At 42.2% G+C, this 18694-nt stretch carries 17 protein-coding genes and 1 tRNA gene; 3 read left to right on the forward strand and 15 right to left on the reverse strand.

Annotation, left to right across the window (positions count from 1 at the left end; genetic code table 11):
* Positions 1–75: 75 nt before the first annotated feature.
* A complete protein-coding gene (locus VB740_RS30725) occupies positions 76–1758 on the reverse strand; it encodes a glycosyltransferase family 39 protein (protein ID WP_323203632.1) in 1683 nt (560 codons plus the stop codon).
* 468 nt (positions 1759–2226) lie between these two features.
* Here VB740_RS30725 and VB740_RS30730 point away from each other — a divergent pair, with 468 nt between their 5' ends.
* Positions 2227–4947 (forward strand): EAL domain-containing protein, encoded by a 2721-nt coding sequence (locus VB740_RS30730; RefSeq protein WP_323203620.1) that lies wholly within the window; start codon positions 2227–2229, stop codon positions 4945–4947.
* On the opposite strand, the gene VB740_RS30735 is transcribed toward VB740_RS30730, so the two are convergent.
* From VB740_RS30735 to VB740_RS30800, 14 genes are all read right to left on the reverse strand, one after another.
* On the reverse strand, positions 4921–5751 hold the full coding sequence (locus VB740_RS30735) for a GNAT family N-acetyltransferase (RefSeq protein ID WP_323203621.1): 831 nt from the start codon (positions 5749–5751) through the stop codon (positions 4921–4923). The genes VB740_RS30730 and VB740_RS30735 overlap by 27 nt on opposite strands.
* A gap of 370 nt (positions 5752–6121) precedes the next feature.
* Positions 6122–7042: an NAD(+) kinase gene (locus VB740_RS30740; protein WP_323203622.1), complete on the reverse strand. Its 921-nt coding sequence runs from the start codon at positions 7040–7042 to the stop codon at positions 6122–6124.
* Positions 7043–7048: 6 nt separating this feature from the next.
* Positions 7049–7354: an NADH-quinone oxidoreductase subunit NuoK gene (gene nuoK / locus VB740_RS30745; protein ID WP_006199065.1), complete on the reverse strand. Its 306-nt coding sequence runs from the start codon at positions 7352–7354 to the stop codon at positions 7049–7051.
* Positions 7355–7414: 60 nt separating this feature from the next.
* On the reverse strand, positions 7415–8029 hold the full coding sequence (locus tag VB740_RS30750) for an NADH-quinone oxidoreductase subunit J (protein ID WP_323203623.1): 615 nt from the start codon (positions 8027–8029) through the stop codon (positions 7415–7417).
* A 104-nt stretch (positions 8030–8133) separates the two neighbouring features.
* Entirely contained in the window at positions 8134–8718 is a 585-nt protein-coding gene (gene ndhI / locus VB740_RS30755; RefSeq protein WP_190890175.1) for an NAD(P)H-quinone oxidoreductase subunit I, read from the reverse strand.
* An 89-nt stretch (positions 8719–8807) separates the two neighbouring features.
* The gene (gene nuoH / locus VB740_RS30760; RefSeq protein ID WP_118168008.1) at positions 8808–9926 is read right to left on the reverse strand and encodes an NADH-quinone oxidoreductase subunit NuoH; all 1119 of its coding nucleotides are present in this window, start codon (positions 9924–9926) and stop codon (positions 8808–8810) included.
* A 333-nt stretch (positions 9927–10259) separates the two neighbouring features.
* Complete coding sequence (locus tag VB740_RS30765) at positions 10260–11396, reverse strand: citrate synthase (RefSeq protein ID WP_323203624.1); 1137 nt, start codon at positions 11394–11396, stop codon at positions 10260–10262.
* Positions 11397–11504: 108 nt separating this feature from the next.
* The gene (sixA, locus tag VB740_RS30770) at positions 11505–11999 is read right to left on the reverse strand and encodes a phosphohistidine phosphatase SixA (RefSeq protein WP_323203625.1); all 495 of its coding nucleotides are present in this window, start codon (positions 11997–11999) and stop codon (positions 11505–11507) included.
* A gap of 51 nt (positions 12000–12050) precedes the next feature.
* Positions 12051–12260: a hypothetical protein gene (locus VB740_RS30775; RefSeq protein WP_323203633.1), complete on the reverse strand. Its 210-nt coding sequence runs from the start codon at positions 12258–12260 to the stop codon at positions 12051–12053.
* Between the two features lie 47 nt (positions 12261–12307).
* Positions 12308–12892: a hypothetical protein gene (locus VB740_RS30780; RefSeq protein ID WP_323203626.1), complete on the reverse strand. Its 585-nt coding sequence runs from the start codon at positions 12890–12892 to the stop codon at positions 12308–12310.
* A 132-nt stretch (positions 12893–13024) separates the two neighbouring features.
* Positions 13025–13342, reverse strand: a complete 318-nt coding sequence (locus tag VB740_RS30785) for a hypothetical protein (protein ID WP_323203627.1) — start codon at positions 13340–13342, stop codon at positions 13025–13027.
* Complete coding sequence (locus VB740_RS30790) at positions 13339–13749, reverse strand: RusA family crossover junction endodeoxyribonuclease (RefSeq protein WP_323203628.1); 411 nt, start codon at positions 13747–13749, stop codon at positions 13339–13341. The genes VB740_RS30785 and VB740_RS30790 overlap by 4 nt, the downstream gene beginning before the upstream one ends.
* A gap of 380 nt (positions 13750–14129) precedes the next feature.
* Positions 14130–15416: a bifunctional oligoribonuclease/PAP phosphatase NrnA gene (locus tag VB740_RS30795; protein ID WP_323203629.1), complete on the reverse strand. Its 1287-nt coding sequence runs from the start codon at positions 15414–15416 to the stop codon at positions 14130–14132.
* A 619-nt stretch (positions 15417–16035) separates the two neighbouring features.
* Complete coding sequence (locus VB740_RS30800) at positions 16036–16533, reverse strand: HNH endonuclease (RefSeq protein WP_323203630.1); 498 nt, start codon at positions 16531–16533, stop codon at positions 16036–16038.
* Between the two features lie 419 nt (positions 16534–16952).
* Between VB740_RS30800 and alr the strand changes: the two genes are divergently transcribed.
* Both alr and VB740_RS30810 read left to right on the forward strand, forming a co-directional pair.
* Complete coding sequence (gene alr / locus VB740_RS30805) at positions 16953–18140, forward strand: alanine racemase (protein ID WP_323203631.1); 1188 nt, start codon at positions 16953–16955, stop codon at positions 18138–18140.
* A 220-nt stretch (positions 18141–18360) separates the two neighbouring features.
* Positions 18361–18442, forward strand: a tRNA-Leu gene (locus VB740_RS30810).
* Positions 18443–18694: the final 252 nt, after the last annotated feature.

An 18694-nucleotide genomic window follows, 5' to 3' on the forward strand; every position in this document is an offset into this window, starting at 1 on the left:
GGCATAACACACCCTACTGAAATATTTTCAGAAATCAAATATGATTCCTATATATCTAAGGTGTACTTTTCCACGCTATAAACTAGCAGATAACTGATTATTAGGTGGGATGTTACGTTGGCGCAACTTAGGAGATTTAGCCAATTTCCAGACCGAATAATATTGATCGCTGTAAACAATATTTGTCTTTAATTTATACTTTCTTTCAATTTTTTCATGCCAATTGTCTGAAGAATTTAGTAAAAACACATCAGTAAACCCATCAGGAATTTTAAGGATTTTTTGGTTATTAACCAACAGAAATTGCACTTTTGGTTCCAAAAGATAGCTTAGAGAAAAGACATTGCCATAATTATTGCCCAAAGCATCAGTAATCAAAAGTGGACGAGTTGTTTGATTGATAATTTGGGCAACTTGAGGATTGCCATAGCTCATACCCTTATTCCACCAAGTTTCTGCCTGGGAACTCGCCTTAGAAGAAATCAAACCACAAATAATTACTAATGCCATGATTATGTGCCAAATGCCCCGGCGGGACACGCTCCCATTATATAGTTGCGTAGCTAGTAGGTAAGCAACAGCTACTTGGATTCCTAAATAAGATGGCATGAAATATGGTTCGGTAGATAATTGTATGCCACCAGCACTTGACAGTATTAGGGGTAGTGCTGGCACTACAATCAATGTGATCAGAAAAAACCATACTTTATAGTTAGTTGTTAGGCAAATAAAATAAATTGAATACCCTACTAAAATTAATAAAATTGGTGTAATTAGATAGTTCAGAGGATTATCTGGACTAAGGTCTATATCAAAAAAAATCCGGATTAACTGCATCAGCAAAAATGGAATTATAGGTATTAAAGATGACTGCGCTGTTGTCTTATCTGCTGAAATCAAAAATTGAAAAAAGTCACCTATCACAATTGTTATCCAAGGCATGAAAGCTAAGAAAGCTACCAGTGTCGCTAACAGATAAGTTCTGACAATTTCAGTCAACTTAAATTTGCCAATGCTTATTACATAAATTCCGTGAGCAAGTGCTACAAATGCAGTCCAAATAAATGTATAAAAACTAATGACTAAAGTTATGGTATAAATACCCCAAAGAGCGAATAAATCTGGTCGTTGTCGTTCTTTGACTGGCTTATCTTTATCTTGTGATTCCAGGCGCATTGCTCGCAGCAGAGACGCACTGGATAGTAATATGGTGACTAACCAGAGAATATATTCTTGTGCTTCCTGGGCGTATACTAGGTGAATTGGAGAAATGGCCATGAGTGCGATCGCTACGCCTGCCGCAGGCATCGCTACACCAGGAACCGATAACGGTACATTAAATAATTCTCGACATAGCCAGTAAACACAAGGGAAAACCAGCAGACTGATACAGGCAGATAAACTTCTAATTGCCGTCACCGAGTTACCAAATATTTCCATCCACAATCTGGCTATGATGTAATAAAGCGGTGGATGGTAAGGAGCTTCTTTTGCCAAAGTCATAATTGTGGCATTTAAGGTTTTTTGTTGATTTGCCCCTTGAAACTGAGCAAAGCTTTCTTTGTCAATGACACGATTATTAAAAAGTTGCTGTTTTGCCTCATTAATTGTGTAACCAGAAATTCGCAATGAAGTATAAGTTTCATCATGCCAGTAAACTTTGCCATCAAGATTAAAAAAGCGAAACAGTATACCCATCGCTAATAAGAAAATAATTAAAAATCGCAACCAACTCGGAGCAAATTTGAGATGGCGCATAAGTGGAGTTCCTAAAAAATTTCTCAAATCATCTAATGTAAGCGGACTGGATGGGGTGTCGCAGCTATGCTCTTCATTGTTAAACATCGCCAACCGTACTTTAATTTGATTGGGAAGATTGGCAATCAACACCTCTCCTTTATTAACTACGAAAAGAAGTGGGCAAGGTTGTATCAAATCCCGCAAAACAGGACTTGGTTTTAAAACCAAGCCATCAATGGAGTGTAAAATACACTAAGTGTAGCCGCATCTGTGGCCAGGCGACTCTACAGTTACCGTGCATTGAGCGATCGCTTTGCGGGTTATAGTTCTTAATTCTCCTAATGGCGAATAAAGGATTGTTTTTGCCTCTAGCACAGGACAGGCAGGATGTAGAACGGGCGATGCCTACACCACTTAGTATTGTTAACTGATCAGAATTCGAGGTAGCAGTTTAAAGTAGCTGTATAGCAGATTGAGAATACTCCCTTGGCAAGAAGATTTACTCTTGCTTTGAAGCTATCGGAGGCTAATATCGCACAGATGCGACAGCAAAATTTCTTGCGTTCGATTCCAAAAGGGTTCTTGAGAGTGCCACTCCGTGTAGCTCTTGTAGTACCTTTCGTTCTGCAAATCTCTACTGCTGTAGGCCTAACGGCATTCTTATCTTTAAAAAATGGTCAGAAAGCTGTTAATGATGTTGCTAGTCAGCTGCGGAATGAAGTTATAACTCGGATTCATCAACATGTTACCGATTACATAAAGATTCCCCAACTCGTCACTCAGATTAATGCCAATTCTGTCCATATTGGTAAGTTAAGTTTAAAAGATACAAAAAGTTTAGAACAGCATTTATGGCATCAAATGCAGTTATTCAAACCCTTAAGACCGATCGCTTTTGCAAGTATACAAGGAAATATTCATTCGGTTGATCGCCTTAACGATGGTTCACTAGTCATCCGAAAAAAAGATCAAACAACTGGTAACAATTACTATACTTACACCACTGATAATGAAGGTAATATTGTCAAGTTACTTCAAGTTAACCCAACTTTTGATCCTCGCACTCGTCCCTGGTATACAAATGCTGTGAAAGCAGGTAAAACTACTTGCACAGAAATTTATCCATATTTCTCTTCATCAGGGCTAGCGTTCAGTGCAACCCAACCTCTTTATGACCAGACAGGTACTTTGCTGGGAGTGACGAATGCAACGTTATCTCTCTCACAACTGAGTGAGTTTTTGCAAAGTTTAAAGATTGGTCGCTCAGGAGAGACATTTATTGTCGAGCAGTCTGGAGAGTTGGTAGCAACTTCAAGCACGGAGAAACCTTTTATCTTGAGTGATAACGGAGGAAAAAAGAGGGCTAAACGGCTTAGAGCGATCGCTAGCAGCGATCGGATCACTCAACTGACGACACAGTATTTGCAGTCAAAACTTGGTAATTTCAGAAAGATTTCTTTTAGCCAGCAGCTAGAATTTGAAATTGATCACAAGCGGCAATTCATACAGTTAATGCCCTTTAGAGACAACTGTGGGCTGAATTGGGTGATTATCGTGGTGGTTCCAGAAGCCGACTTTATGGAGCATATCGAAGCTAACACCCGAACCACTATGTTGCTGTGTTTCGGAGCGTTGATACTGGCTACAGTCATAGGAGTGATTACTTCTCATTGGATTACTCAACCAATTCTCTGTTTGAGCGTTGCCTCTCAGGAAATCGCTAATGGAAAGTTAGACCAAACCGTTACAGTAGAGGGTATTAAAGAATTAAGAGTTCTTGCTCAGGCTCATAATCAAATGGCCACTCAATTACAAGATTCATTTGCTGGACTCTTAGAGGCTAACAGACAATTAGAAGCTGAAATTAACGAACGTAAGCAGGTAGAAGAACAGTTACGACATAATGCATTTCACGATGCACTGACAGGTCTACCAAACCGAGCTTTCTTTATGGAGCGCTTAAAACACACACTCCAGCGAGCCAAGCGGCAGAAGAATTATTTATTTGCTGTACTATTTCTCGACTTGGATCGGTTTAAGGTGATCAATGACAGTCTCGGACACCTAAAAGGAGACCAATTTCTAATTGCTATTGCAAATAGATTAGTAATATGCATACGCTCCACAGATATAGCCGCACGACTTGGGGGAGACGAATTTACAATCCTGCTTGATGAAATCCAGAATGTGTCAGAAGCCATTAAAGTAGCTGAACGAATTCAACAAGAACTGACATTACCCCTTGAGCTTGACGGGCAAGAAGTATTTACAACGGCAAGCATTGGCATCGCCTTGAGTTCGACAGTAAACTATGACCAAGCAGAAAACTTGCTAAGAGACGCTGATACGGCCATGTACCGAGCCAAGGCGCTCGGCAAAGCCCGCTATGAACTATTCAACCAAGAAATGTATACTAAAGCTCTGGTCAGATTGCAGTTAGAGAACGATCTACGGCGAGCGATCGAACGCCATGAGTTTCAGCTTTATTACCAACCGATTGTTTCCCTCACTAATGGCAGACTTTCAGGCTTTGAGGCTCTGCTGCGCTGGCAGCATCCAGAGCGAGGTTTGATTTCTCCAACAGATTTTATCCCCCTAGTAGAAGAAACCGGAATGATTGTCGAGGTTGGCTACTGGACACTACATGAGGCGTGCCGCCAAATGCAAAGCTGGCTGGTGAGCCATCCGACAAACTCGTTAGAGAAAATCAGCGTCAATCTCTCAGTCAAGCAATTTTCTCAACGAGATTTAATTGAGCAGATTCGGGAAATTTTGCACTCGACTGGTCTTGATGCTGACAGTCTCATGTTAGAAATTACTGAAAGTGCAATTATGGAAAATGGCGATGAGGCAAATGATGAACTCTCAGAACTTCGGAAGATGGGCATTAAGTTATCAATTGATGATTTCGGTACAGGCTACTCTTCATTAAGCCGTCTCCATAGCTTTCCAATTAGTTTGTTGAAAATTGACCGTTCCTTTGTCAGCCCGATAGATACTAATGGGAAAAATTTAGAAATTATTGAGACAATTATCACACTGGCACACAAATTAGGTATGGATGTGACCGCCGAAGGAGTAGAGACAAAAGAGCAGCTAGCATTTCTGAGGAAGTTGAACTGTGAATATGGACAAGGATATTTTTTCTCGCGTCCGTTGAATAAGGTAGCAGCGGTGGAATTAATCGTGAAAAATCCTCAGTGGTAAGGGTTTTTTGAGAGGATTTGGATAACGCCATCTGGCAAAGTCTGCAATATTAGATATAGTTAAAAAATCAATAGTTTTAAACTGCCGATCGATAGCTGGAAGGCTGCATATTTTAGCTCCAATACTCAAGTATGCTTGCAAAATTTTAGGAATCTCAACATTACATGAATCTGGATAATTTTGAGGTAGTTCTAGACAAAATTGTGAATTTGGATAAACCAAAACACTTGGATGCATTAAGTTATTCTGCTGAAAATAATCATAGGCGCAAGTAGCTTGTAAAGGACATTGTGTTAGCAATGATGCACAACCAAAAAAATATTGATTTCTACTCCAGATGAGATAATTTGCTAGCCCTTCCCAGAGTAGTAAAAGTGCCTGAATGTTGCGGTATTCTTGAGCTATACATGTACGCCCAACTTCAACTGATACCTGAAGCACAGAATTGGGAATTGCATTAAGATTAAATATATCGGCAGCATCAAAGCCTAGTCTTTGAGAAGCCATTGTATAGGTTTGCATCCGATAAGTTCCAATCGTTTTACCCGTTTGTTTGGAGATCAAGATTAAATGATGGCAAACCGCATCAAACTTATCTATATCCATTTGGGTAAAGTTAGAAGCAGAAAATCCTAAGCCTAGTTCAAGATTAAAAACTTCAAAGCGCAACCGGAAAATTGATTCTAATTCTTCTTCAGTTGTAGCCAGCCGTAGGATGTATTTTTCAGTTTGAAGGACGGGAAAATCTTCAAGAGGGGCAGGAGGATTCAGTGGGTAATTGATGTTGCGTCCAGAAACTTCCATCTATCTTCCTACTTAGATTTGCGAAATTATTCTACTAGGATTTAGGCACTATACAAATAGGTCACATTATGCATTAATGTGTCGAAGCGTGCTCGATACGGTTTTCGATAAAAGAACCTATAGAGAGCTTTTTTCCTCTCTTGGATTAGAGGTAGAGTGCTTTTATTATGGACATTAATTACCAAAAAATCTGGCAATAAGATACAAAATTTTCCTTTGATATACGCTATAAATACAAGTCAAAAGAAAGTCAAAATCAGGGCAGAAAGCCCCCAGATAAATCCAGGGGCTTGGATAATTTTGGTTGCGATGCCTGCGGCGGGCGGGTATGCCATCGCCATCTGCGGTAAATGCACTCTACAATACTTAATTAATTACGGTGATTATTGCTGTAGCGAACCCTTGTACCTGCCCAAAGCAATTTCTCCCGTAGCGTCTGATAGTAAGAATTGTTCTCACGCAAAATAATAAATTTAGCCCGACAATCTGCCATCCGCACATCAACGCGGTGTCCCGGCCAAATTGAAGTCCCCAATACCCCATCTGTCCACAGTTTGGTACTTAAATCGTAATCGCCCAAAGGCCAAACACTCACCACAGAACCAGGGGGCAAAACGAGGGGGCGACTAGAAAGGCTCATTGCACAAATAGGAGTGATGGTAATCGCCTCCATACCATCATGCATAATTGGCCCATTAGCAGAAACAGTATAACCAGTGGAACCTGTAGGGGTGGAAATGATTAACCCGTCCCCGACGTATTGATCGACTACCTCACCGTCAATTTCCATTTCCAAAATTGAAGTAATCATTCGATCAGCGGAGGCGGGTTTGACACAAAACTCATTCAGAGCCAGATAATGCTCACTAACTGGTTCTAAATTAGACCCGTGACCCTCATACACCGCAGCTTGTAACATCATCCGCCGTTGGATAGCATAGCGATCCTCAAACAGTCGATCCCAAATTTTCTCAGTATCTTGAAACTCTTCTACTGACTCAGTTAAAAACCCCAGATGACCTCCCACATTCACTCCCAGAATAGGGATGCCCGCTGGGGCTAAATGTCTGGCACCAGTTAAAACAGTACCATCGCCACCGAGTACCAAAGCGAGATCGATTGGTTGGCCCGCCGAAGCCAAAAAGACAGGATAGGGGTTGTCTTTTGGCCCGCTAGGCCCCATCAACACATGGCACTCGCGGCTTTCTAGTTGTTTAGCACAGATTTCTGCCCATTCTTTACTTCGGGCATCCCGCGCTTTATAAGCAATGATTACCTGCTTGAGTTGCACGCACAATTACCACTTCAGGAGATTAAACTGCTCCATATCGACGGTATCGCGGTTGCGATAAATGGCAAGCACGATCGCTAAACCTACCGCCGCCTCGGCTGCGGCCACGGTAATCACAAATACTGTGAAAACCTGACCCTTAATTAATGTTGAGTCGAGGAAGTTGGAAAATGCCATTAAATTCAGATTAACAGCATTGAGCAGTAACTCAATTGACATCAGCACCCGTACAGCATTGCGGCTGGTAATTAAACCGTAGATGCCAATGCAGAATAAAGCTGCTGCTAGTAATAAAAAGTACTGGAGTTGCATGAATCTGGGTATCCCTCCTGAAAAAATCTGGCTATTTATCCACGACTGAGGTCGTAAATATTACTCTTTTGTTTCGCTGGTTGTTGATACTAGTTCTCTGGGGCGTTCTTGCAAAGTCAAAACAGTTTGCCCCTGTTTGGATGGTGTCAATAGGTCTGGCAAATACTCGCGGCGTGCCAAAATAATTGCTCCTACCATCGCTATCAGCAGCAAAATGGAAGCCAGTTCAAAGGGTAGTAAAAAGTCAGTGAAGAAATGTTCTCCAATTAAAATTATAGAACTTTCACCACCCGCCACAGCAGGAGTTGAGTAGGCCCAAGGAGTAGCCAGAACCATTGTGCTTAAAAGACCAAACAATCCTACACTGACTAAACCTGTTAATGCTTTCCGCACCCAAGAGTTGGGAAATGCTACAAAGTCCTCTCGCTTGTTCACCAACATAATGGCAAACAAAATCAATACGTTAACTGCCCCAACGTAAATCAGTATTTGTGCAGCTGCAACAAAATCAGCATTTAGCAATAGGTAGATTCCCGCTATGCTGATGAACACGCCGCCTAGCATAAAGGCTGAATAGACGATGTTGGAGAACAGTACCACGCCAATGGCCGCCCCAATCATCATCACGCCCAGTATGCCAAGCGATACAAACTGTACTCCTTCCGCTAGATTCACTGTTTTTTGTCCTTAGTCATTGGTCATTGGTCATTGGTCATTAGTCATTGGTCATTAGTCAATTGTCATTAGACAAAGGACGAGGGACAAATGACAGATGACATTTATTTTTCCGTTTGTTCTACCAGGTCTTCTGGACGCGCACCCGCACGTGGCGCATCTGCGGGTAGTCCGTGTGGTTCGAGGACGCCCTTGGGTAGGTAAACTAGTTCGCGCAGTGGTGTAACCATTGGATCATCTGTTACTTTGTAGGGCAGACGACCTAGCGCTACGCTGTCATAGTTCAATTCATGGCGATCGTAAGTGGAAAGCTCATACTCTTCTGTCATAGATAGACAATTAGTTGGGCAAAATTCCACGCAGTTACCGCAAAAAATACAAACCCCAAAGTCAATGCTATAGTGATTGAGTTTTTTCTTTTTGCTGGCTTTGTCGAATTCCCAATCTACTACAGGCAGGTTAATCGGACAAACTCGAACACAAACTTCGCAGGCAATGCACTTATCAAATTCAAAGTGAATCCTACCGCGAAACCGTTCGCCAGGAATCAGTTTTTCATAAGGGTACTGTACGGTAATTGGACGCCGCCGCATGTGGTCAAAGGTAACAGAAAGTCCCTGACCAATGTAACGCGCAGCTTGTACTGTTTCTTTGGCGTAATCACCAACTTGTTTCAGGAACTTTAGCATTGTGTATCACTCTCTCTTTTGGATTTTGGATTTTGAATTTTAGATTTTAGATTCAATCCAAAATCTAAAATCTAAAATCTAAAATTGGTTCACCCGCCGAAGGCGAAGGGAAAGGCTAGTTTCAGGGCGGCAGTTAATAGGAGATTAACCAAACCAACTGGCAACAAAAACTTCCATCCTAAATCTAACAATTGGTCAATCCGTACCCGTGGCACTGTCCAGCGCAACAGGATGGCGACAAACACTAGTAAATAGGCTTTGAACACGGTCATCGTGATTCCCAAAGCAGCAGTTACTATCTGGAACACGGGATTTAGTTCACTAACTCCCAGCCAACCAGCGATGAGGTTGAGGGGAATGGGAAAGTCCCAACCGCCCAGGTAGAGAATTGCTACTAGTAAGGAAGAAAGGATCAAGTTAACGTAAGAACCCAGGTAAAAAAGACCGAATTTCATCCCTGAGTATTCAGTTTGATAGCCTGCGACGATTTCTTCTTCCGCTTCTGGTAAGTCAAAGGGTAATCGTTCGCATTCAGCTAGGGCGGCTATCCAAAAGATCAGGAAACCGATTGGTTGTCGCCAAATGTTCCAGCCCAAAATGCCGTAGCCAGACTGTTGATTGACAATATCAACTGTATCCAGGCTATTAGACATCATAGCGATCGCTAACACCGCCAACGCCAAAGGAATTTCATAACTAATAGATTGCGCTGCTGCCCGCAAGCCCCCTAAGAGGGAGTATTTGTTATTAGATGCGTAGCCAGCCATTAATAAACCAATCGGTTGAATGCTTGACAAGGCAATCCACAAAAAGACACCCATGCCGACATTGCTAATTACGATGTTCTGCCCAAAGGGGACGATCAGGAATGACAGAAACACCGGAATCACAACAATAATTGGCCCAAGGGTAAACAGCCAAGGGTCAGATTTGGCTGGTACTATATCTTCTTTAAATACCAACTTCAAACCATCCGCTACAGGTACCAGTAACCCAAAAGGCCCTTGGTATTCTGGCCCAATTCGCTGCTGTGCTGCGGCAGAAATCTTTCGTTCTAGCCAAGTAGCAACTAATACCCCCACTGTTGCCCCAATCAGCATCAGTATCATTGGCAGGGGCATCCAAATTGCTTTGGCTGTTCCTGCTGGTAAACCTAAATCCCGGAGGGATTCAATAAAAGTTCCTTGGAGGTCAATTCCTGAGTTCATGTTTCCGCTCTTTAAGACATCGAGTCATGGTGAATTACAACTATTAGTTAAATTAATACCTGTAAATTCACCCATTTATAATTTTTGCCCAGATGACGCTTGATTGAAGATTTGTCGCTAATTCCCATGCCTAGTATATCCTTGGATGGTTTTAGCCCTCTGAAGCGATATGAGAACTTCTACTTATGGTTGGCATTGAGATTGGCTATTAAGGAGACGGGGATGGGGGAGCAGGGGAGCAGGGGAGCAGGGGAGCAGAGGAGAAGTTGCAGTAAGTTTTTCCCCTCTGCCCCTCTGCCCCTCTGCCTCTTGTACCCCATGCCCCATGCCCATTTACCGTTGGTCAATGGGGGTATAAGTAACTTCGTGCAGACCGTTGTAAACCTGGGTAGGACGGAAAATCCGGTTTTCTGCTAGTTGTTCTTTCCAATGGGCTAGCCAACCGGCAACGCGAGCGATCGCAAATATTGGTGTAAACAAGTCTGTAGGAATCCCCATCTTTCTATACACCAAACCGGAGTAAAAGTCAATATTGGGATAAATCCCTTTGCTACCGAGTTTTTCTCCTACCACTTGTTCCATTTCTAGGGCAATGTCATAGAACTTGTCATGCCCAAACTTTTCAAACAGCTGTTCTGCTAGTCCTTGTAAAATTATGGCTCGTGGGTCTTTTACTTTATACACACGATGTCCAAAGCCCATAATCTTAGATTTAGTTTGCAGACAATGCTCTATGTAGGGACGGACATTTTCCACAGAGCCAATTTTTTCCAACATCTGAATTACTTCTTCATTAGCTCCACCATGCAGGGGCCCTCCCAAGGTTCCCACAGCACTGGCAACAACAGCGTAAGGATCAGTTAAGGTGGAAGCTGTCACCCTAGCACTAAAGGTAGAAGCATTCATTGTATGCTCAACTTGAAGTATCAAGCAGATATCAAAAATCCGCGCCATCAAAGGATCGGGTTCTTGCTCATTGAGCATGTATAGAAAGTTGGCAGAGTAGTCTAAATCATCACGGGGACGTACCGGATCATTGCCTTTTCGCATCAGTTGGAACGCCGCCACCATTGTGGGAATGGTTGCTATCAGGCGCACTACCGAATCTCGAATGTAAGCAGGATTATGTAAATCCCGGAGCGAATAAAACAAGCCTAAAGCCGCAGCAGAGGCTTGCAGCGCATCCATTGGGTGACCGCTTTCTGGAAAGCATTTCATCATGTCCCGAATGCGGTACTTTATTCGCCTGTGGAAACGAACTTCATGCTCAAATGTTTTCAGTTCTTCCTTACTTGGCAGTTCGCCCCAGATTAAAAGATAAGCAGTTTCTAGGAATGTACTTTTTTCTGCTAGTTCCTCAATCCGAATGCCACGATATTCTAGTATTCCCTTTTGCCCATCAACATAGCTGATACTTGATTGAGCGGCGGGAATGCCTTCTAAACCAGGCTTGTATTCGCACACCATCATGGCAACACCATTCGCTTTGTGAAATATCTGATCAAGCTAACTTACCAGAAATTTATTGTCGCCATAACAGTAGCCGTTCTAACAACAATTGGAAATGTTGAAAAACTGTTATAGCAGGTACTTGGGTGGTGTCAACCAAAACATCTGACTACGACCCAGAGGAGAACCTGTTTCTGGTAGTTTTATCCCAATCATACCTGCTTTTTTCAAGACTAAGCTTTCTTTGACTTCTCCCCACAAGAGAATTTCTGCCCAGCTGGTCAAATCAGGTTCGTGTCCAACCAGCGCCAGTTGGGTATTTTGGGAAAAATTTCTTGGCTCGAACCAGTCTTTTAGCCAACTAGAAATTTGACCATCATGGGCGAGGTGGCTAGATTCCTCTAATTGGGGGCTTAGTTTTTCTGCTATGAGGATATCAGCCGTTTGGCGGGCCCGCACTAAGGGACTGGTGAGAATTAAATCAAAGCTTAAACCCAATTTAACAAGTTTCTGAGCAACTTTCTCAGTTTTTTGCCTTCCTTCTTTGGTAAGGCTGCGCTCCTCATCTTTGATGCCTAATCCCTTGTCTTCAGCGATGCCATGACGAATTAAGTATAGTTCCATATTTTGTATTATGAGTGATCAATTAGGCTGCTCTCATGCAATATTAGAACGCTATCCACCACTTAGCAATCTGTCATACTCTGGATGCGATCCAATCCAAAACCATACAAAATTATCATCTTCTTTTACAGCAAGCGCCCGATAATATATACCAATACGCACTGACCAAAACTGACCGACTTTTTTGAAATGCAATGATGGATATTTGGGATCTTCCCGAAGAAACTCGTAACATCGATCAGCAAGCTCTTGGATATCAATTGGTAACTGGCGATAGTAATACCAAAAATCTGGGGTTGCTCGATGTTTTACAGGTCAGTACAACGCCCTTCTCGCAGATGTTTGAGTGCTTTCTGTGCCAATACATCTAACCGACCTTCAGCCACATCTTTTTCAATCTGTTTATCCCAGGCTGCTGCATCAAATTCCGTAAACCAAGCACGAAATGCGGCGAGATCCTCTGGTGAAAGTAGACTAACAGCGAATTCGACGTTTATAATCTGTTCGTCGTTTACGTTTAATTCTTTCTTTAGTTTCTCATTTCCTAGTGCTAAAAGAAGGCTTTGATTGATTAAATTTTGCCTTAATTCTTCTCGTTTATCCCAGTCTGCTGCATCGAATTCGGCAAACCAGGCACGAAAAGCAACTAGATTCTCTGATGAAAGTTGACTAACATCGAATTCGACTTTCCATTCAGTTAACAATTCACGAACCAAATTGTCCAAATTATGTACAACTGGCAAATTTAGGTTTTCAGTATATCCGTGAGCAAGACGATTCCAAACTTCAAAACAAGCTTGAGCAAGGTCAAACTGAGAGATTGATAACTCTCCCAAGGAGTACATATGTCTTAGTAATCCTATAACGGGGAAACGTTCAATAGGAATTGACACATCGACTGCTCGCTTTCTTAAAGCACCCTCAAATATACTCCACATCAAAAGAAAAGCAGGCTCGATTTCATCATTTTCAATAAGCTTATGTGCTTGGATAAACCGATTGGTTAGCTCTTGCCATGAAGGAAATTATTCGGATGTTCCAGGTAATGACTTGGCTTCTATGTCTTCAAGCGTTACTAATAAAAAATGCCAACCTTGATGCGTACTGACTTCCTCTGCTATAGCTTGTAAACGATCAACCGACAGACGGTTGAGGCTGTTTTTTACTTCAATTACCAAACTCGAACCGTCTTTAATAGCAATTATATCTGGCTGGTAGTTACCCAAATCAAATGGTAATTCATCTGTTTTTGGTTCAAGCAGAACACGAAATCCTTGAGTTTCGTACTTCTCTGCCAGAAATTTTACCTTTTCATCATATAGAATTTTAGTATTGTTAGTCATAAGTATTTTTCCAATGGTTGAGATTCACTTCCTTTTACATAAACACACTCTTTACCTGTGATTACAGCACCCTGTAATAAGGAAGGTAGACTTTTAATCTCAATTGGGTCAGACATAAACCGACGATGGCTTTCTACATCTGATACTAAACTATCATCTTCAAAAACTAAGCCTACAAGTGCATCCTGAATCGGCTTGATAATATTATCGGTATCAGCCGGAAAATCATCACAAAGATAGACAAGCGTCAGTTGTAAATCACCTTGTTTAATGACGCTGCGATCTTTCCAAACTTTTTGAGCTTCAACGCGCACAAAATTCTTCCATGCCTGAAGATTTTCTTTTTTTTTTGTCTGTAACGAAACAGGTCGTCTGGGAATGAGAAATTCAAAAGGTATTATTCGCATCCCAAGTGCATATATTTATAATTAGTTAACATTACAGCAATTTTCACAGATGGCTCCTTATCATATTGAGCATATCTATACTTATACAAAAATTCTACATGGTTATTCCTCAGCGTTAGGATAAAAGTCTAACTCTAAAATCATGGCGCTCCTTTTTAGCAAATACAATGGGTAGGCGCGATTTAATTCCATTTGTGCCTACCTATTTAACATTAAGCACGAACTACATTCTCAATCAGTTCAGCCTTTGTGAAAAGATCAAAATTCCCGACTTTTGAGAAAAGCCGGGAAATATGTTTATCACGAATGACTTAGGGATGCTATGTTAACAAACACTTTGACTCCAGCATGAGTTAGGAGTTAGCCTAATCTCTTTTCTTCTACTCCGACTGAATCGGGTTGTCTCTAGGATTAACCAGCCTCAGCAGTTTTTGCTTAATTTGAGCATCGAATACTTCCCATTTCATTTTCGCATAGGCAGAATTTTCGTTGCTGCCAGATAAGAAGCCCATCGGAATTTCAAAGCCGCCTGCGCTTGTTCTTCCACCGCCAAAAAACCGCCCTGCGCTATCTTGTCCAAAGGCTTCTTTGATGAATTCATCGGGGTCAAGGGTAAGTTTGGTGGTTCTTAGGGAGCCGATGACTATTTCCAGTTCATCGTCGTCTTCATCGTGAACAATGCCATAAACTACGGCGGTGTGGACGTTTTCTTCGGTTACGAGAAAATCAGCCGCTTGGGGGATGGCATCACGGTCGTCATAGCGTAAGTAACCGACACCAGCAATGGAAAAGTTATTTTGGACGATGCGATTTTTTAGCGATCGCTCGATCACATCCATTACCCGCTTGGAACGGTTCGCCTGTAAAATGGCGTTTAGCAGTTGGGCATCATAAAATCGGCTTAAATACGCCGCTGCCATAAAGTCTTCTTCTTGCGCTTGCATGAGCCGATTTGTATCCGATCGCAAGCCATGCATCAAGGCAGTAGCGCATTTGACGTGTTGATTTATGCTGGTATCTAATGCCAGTAATCCCGTTTGAAGATATTGGGTAAAAATTGTTGCCGTCGCTCTTACGTAAGGACGGATATCCTCAAACTCTGATTGGAGATCACCTTGTATACTGTGATGATCAACGAGTACCACTAGGGGAATTCCAGCCTGTTGCACCGCTGACAGTAGCTGTGAAGTGGTTCCCTGGTTATCAATTAATACAAAACCTTGATAAGATGACAAATCTTTGGTTTTCAAGGTTTGTGGCGTCCAACGTTGGATTGGTAAGTTAGTTAGCCTTACCAAGGCAATATTTTCTTGATGGCTCAACGCGCCAGCATAAATTATTTCACATTTGATATCATATTGCTGGGCAATTAACTGATAAGCCCAGGCACAGGAAAGGGCATCAGGATCAGGAAAATCTTGTAGAATTACCAGCTGGCGATCGTGTCTGTGTGCCAGAAGGGTTTTTTGCAGTTCTTCTGACTTTTGTTGTGCCAGGGAATTACCACGCTGACTGAGATATATAGATCCTTCACCTACCGATGGCGGTAAGGAGGGACTTTTAAATGCAACTTCCACTGGCGCTTTCTCTATTTCAGGTTCCTCTGGGTTTGGCTCTGTGGTCAATGACAAACTCTCAAACTGAGTAGCGGGAGAATTCAAGTACATAGGGAACTTTTTTAAAGTGTGAGGCTCCTTTAATTCAGAAATACTATGATCAGCAATTCACTGAATTTAGCCAGATTATTATGATCTTCGCAAAAATATCAAAACATTGCACTATACATGTAAGTATATTTTTTGTCAGTAACAGCAACGCTCAACAATGAACTAAATTCCACTTTTAGGCGTATAGGTTCTGGAAACAAGAAACTTAAAGTATATAGGCCTGTATCTGACAGCATAAATCTGTTTGATGAGCTTTTTTTGCTTCCATAGCTCTCATAAATTTAATTAGCGAGATTTTAATCTGACTTAGGGTATAGTTTCTGTTTTATAATTTAGGGTTAGTCCTTGATATTTGAAATAGTCTTATGTTCAATACTCTCATTATTGTGACTATTGAGCAATTAACAATTATTTTTAATGAATAACGAGTGTTTCGTATCTCCTTAGAACAGTTCTGATAATTTAGAGCAAAGGCTAGTGCAATAAGGCACATAGCCAAAGAACAAGCCCCATACACAAATGTAGAGGCCTGAGCCTTGACGCATTAAGCCTAGTTATTGGCACTGTCCCAAAGCAAGAGAGTATCTCTTATTTCTCCTTTGCTCCTCTGCTTTTTTGCTCAAAGACCGATAACGTACTTTTGCCACTCTGTATGCAGTCCACTCTTAAGATGTTTGCTGACCTCGAAATAGAGACTGCTATAAGGTTGGCGGGGGGGATGACGCAAAGGCATATGAGCTTCGTGGGGAGTGCGACTGCCTTTTTTGACATTGCAACGGACACAAGCTGTCACAATGTTCTCCCAGGTATCGCCGCCGCCGCGCGATCGCGGTATTACATGGTCTAGTGTCAACTCATCCCCTGTATAACCACAGTATTGACAGGCATGACCATCACGGTGCAATATATTTCGGCGAGTCAGAGGAATTTCTTTATAAGGAACACGCACGTAATGACGCAATCGGATCACGGTCGGCAACGGGAAATCCGAGTACAGTAACTTACCGTTGTGTTCAACGTGTTCTGCTTTGCCTTTGATTAGCAGAACCACAGCACGACGCCAACTCGTTATATTGAGAGGTTCGTAAGATGCGTTTAAGACTAAAACCTTCCCCATTTATCTGCGCTCAGGGTATTAGCTTTACATAAATGTTAACACAAATACATCCTGCTAGGGAGATGAGAATAAATTATACTTTCGGGTGAATTCGGTAATTAATTTAGGAGTACAGAAGCGATTAATCGCGTCTGTACAGGAGTTTAGAGTTTGCAAGTAAAACTTCTAATCTGACGCAAAGAGATTTACCGTCGGCTAACGCAATCGCGCAGAGTCTCGTAGAGAAGAACGCAGCAAAAAGCCGAGCCATAAGATTTACTGGTAGCTCATAATTCTTAACTTTTACTTTACTACTAGAACATCTTGTATCAATTCCAATATGAGGGTTAAACTTCCTATTTAATCTGATCTTGCTTTTATGAGCGTGTACAGATAGACAACTTGGAAGTTTAACCGTGGTGTGATAGGAGTCAGTACAAATGCTAAGTCGCAAACAAATCCCTGATGTAGTTCCTAATCAGCAGTGCGACACCTACGCGTGGTTTTCGCAACGAGCTTGGGTAGAAATTGATTTAGGGGCGTTGTCGTATAACGTACGGCAATTAGTGCAGTTTTTATCGCCGCGTACTCAGTTGATGGCAGTAGTAAAAGCCGATGCGTATGGACATGGCGCGGTAACAGTCGCCCAAACTGCAATCCAATCGGGAGCTAGTTGGCTGGGAGTCGCTACAGTTCCAGAAGCAATTCAATTGCGAGAAGCCGGGATTCAAGCACCCATTTTGATTTTAGGGGCAACTCATACACCAGAGCAGATTCATGCGATCGCCCACTGGAAACTTCAACCCACACTCTGTAGCCCTAAACAAGCTTTAGTATTTTCTGATACTCTAGAATCCATTAATTATGGTTCTCCAGTGCCCGTACACATCAAATTAGACACGGGAATGTCGAGGTTGGGAACTAATTGGCAGCAAGCTGGCGAATTTGTGCAATTAGTCCAGCGCTTACCACATCTTTCTATTGCCAGTATTTATTCCCATTTGGCAACAGCAGATGATCCTGATACGACGGCAATGGAAGAACAGCATAGACGATTTGAGGAAGCGATCGCTCAAATCAAAGCAATGGGAATTGAACCGCCCTGCTTGCATTTGGCAAATTCAGCGGCTGCACTCACAGATTCGGCATTGCACTACGACATTGTGCGAGTAGGTTTAGCCGTTTACGGACTCTACCCAGCGCCTCATTTACAAAGTGCGATCGATCTCAAGCCCGTTTTGCAACTTAAGGCACGAGTCACCCAAGTTAAAACAATTGCCGCAGGAACATCTGTCAGCTACGGGCATCAATTTATTGCCCCGCGTGAACTTCGCCTCGCTGTCGTGGGAATTGGCTATGCTGACGGCGTGCCTCGTAATCTTTCTAACAAAATGCAGGTGTTAATTCGCGGTCAGCGAGTCTCGCAAATTGGGACAATTACAATGGATCAGTTAATGCTGGATGTGAGTACTATACCTAATATTCAAGAAGGGGAAGTAGTCACCTTGCTAGGAGAACAGGGAAAAGAACAAATTTCAGCAGACGATTGGGCAGAACAATTAAACACTATTTCTTGGGAAATTCTTTGTGGGTTTAAGCATCGTCTGCCTCGTGTTGCGGTTATGTAGTTGGGAATTGGGAATTGGGCATGGGGCATGGGGCATTGGGCATGGGGCATTGGGCATTGGGCATGGCGAAGAGACAAGGAGAAACTTGTTAAATAATTCCCCCTTGTCCCCTTTTCCCCCTCATCTTCTCCTGCTCCCCCTGCCTCCCCTGCTCCCTCACTCCCCATTCCCTATTCCCTATTCCCATAAATAATTTCTTATGATATGATAGTAAACTGATGCGGATGTGGCGAAATTGGCAGACGCGCTAGATTTAGGTTCTAGTTCCGAAAGGAGTGAAGGTTCAAGTCCTTTCATCCGCACTTTTGATAAATTGAATTGCCTTATGTAGGCTGGTAGTTATACTGAAGTCAAAACTTCGAGTAGAACCACCAGCCTATTTAAGAAGGTAGCTTGAGATATTTCCCCTTTTTGAATCAATACTTTTGGGTTAAGCAAAGCGCAACCCAACCTACGCCAGTTTTAGTTTTTAGCCTTAAATGTATTGCACCATAGCTAGTTTTTGGCGTTGCTGAATTAAAGTATGAATCTGGATGTAGAGACGTAGCAGTGCT

Source organism: Nostoc sp. UHCC 0251, assembly GCF_034932245.1.
Taxonomy (GTDB): Bacteria; Cyanobacteriota; Cyanobacteriia; order Cyanobacteriales; family Nostocaceae; genus Nostoc.

Bases quoted from the DNA above. Each gene is read 5' to 3' on its own strand.
- VB740_RS30725 (WP_323203632.1), bottom strand. From the start codon at position 1,758: ATGCGCCATCTCAAATTTGCTCCGAGTTGGTTGCGATTTTTAATTATT.
- VB740_RS30735 (WP_323203621.1), bottom strand. From the start codon at position 5,751: ATGGAAGTTTCTGGACGCAACATCAATTACCCACTGAATCCTCCTGCC.
- nuoK (WP_006199065.1), bottom strand. From the start codon at position 7,354: ATGCAACTCCAGTACTTTTTATTACTAGCAGCAGCTTTATTCTGCATT.
- ndhI (WP_190890175.1), bottom strand. From the start codon at position 8,718: ATGCTAAAGTTCCTGAAACAAGTTGGTGATTACGCCAAAGAAACAGTA.
- nuoH (WP_118168008.1), bottom strand. From the start codon at position 9,926: ATGAACTCAGGAATTGACCTCCAAGGAACTTTTATTGAATCCCTCCGG.
- VB740_RS30765 (WP_323203624.1), bottom strand. From the start codon at position 11,396: ATGATGGTGTGCGAATACAAGCCTGGTTTAGAAGGCATTCCCGCCGCT.
- sixA (WP_323203625.1), bottom strand. From the start codon at position 11,999: ATGGAACTATACTTAATTCGTCATGGCATCGCTGAAGACAAGGGATTA.
- VB740_RS30785 (WP_323203627.1), bottom strand. From the start codon at position 13,342: ATGACTAACAATACTAAAATTCTATATGATGAAAAGGTAAAATTTCTG.
- VB740_RS30790 (WP_323203628.1), bottom strand. From the start codon at position 13,749: ATGCGAATAATACCTTTTGAATTTCTCATTCCCAGACGACCTGTTTCG.
- VB740_RS30795 (WP_323203629.1), bottom strand. From the start codon at position 15,416: ATGTACTTGAATTCTCCCGCTACTCAGTTTGAGAGTTTGTCATTGACC.
- VB740_RS30800 (WP_323203630.1), bottom strand. From the start codon at position 16,533: ATGGGGAAGGTTTTAGTCTTAAACGCATCTTACGAACCTCTCAATATA.
- alr (WP_323203631.1), top strand. From the start codon at position 16,953: ATGCTAAGTCGCAAACAAATCCCTGATGTAGTTCCTAATCAGCAGTGC.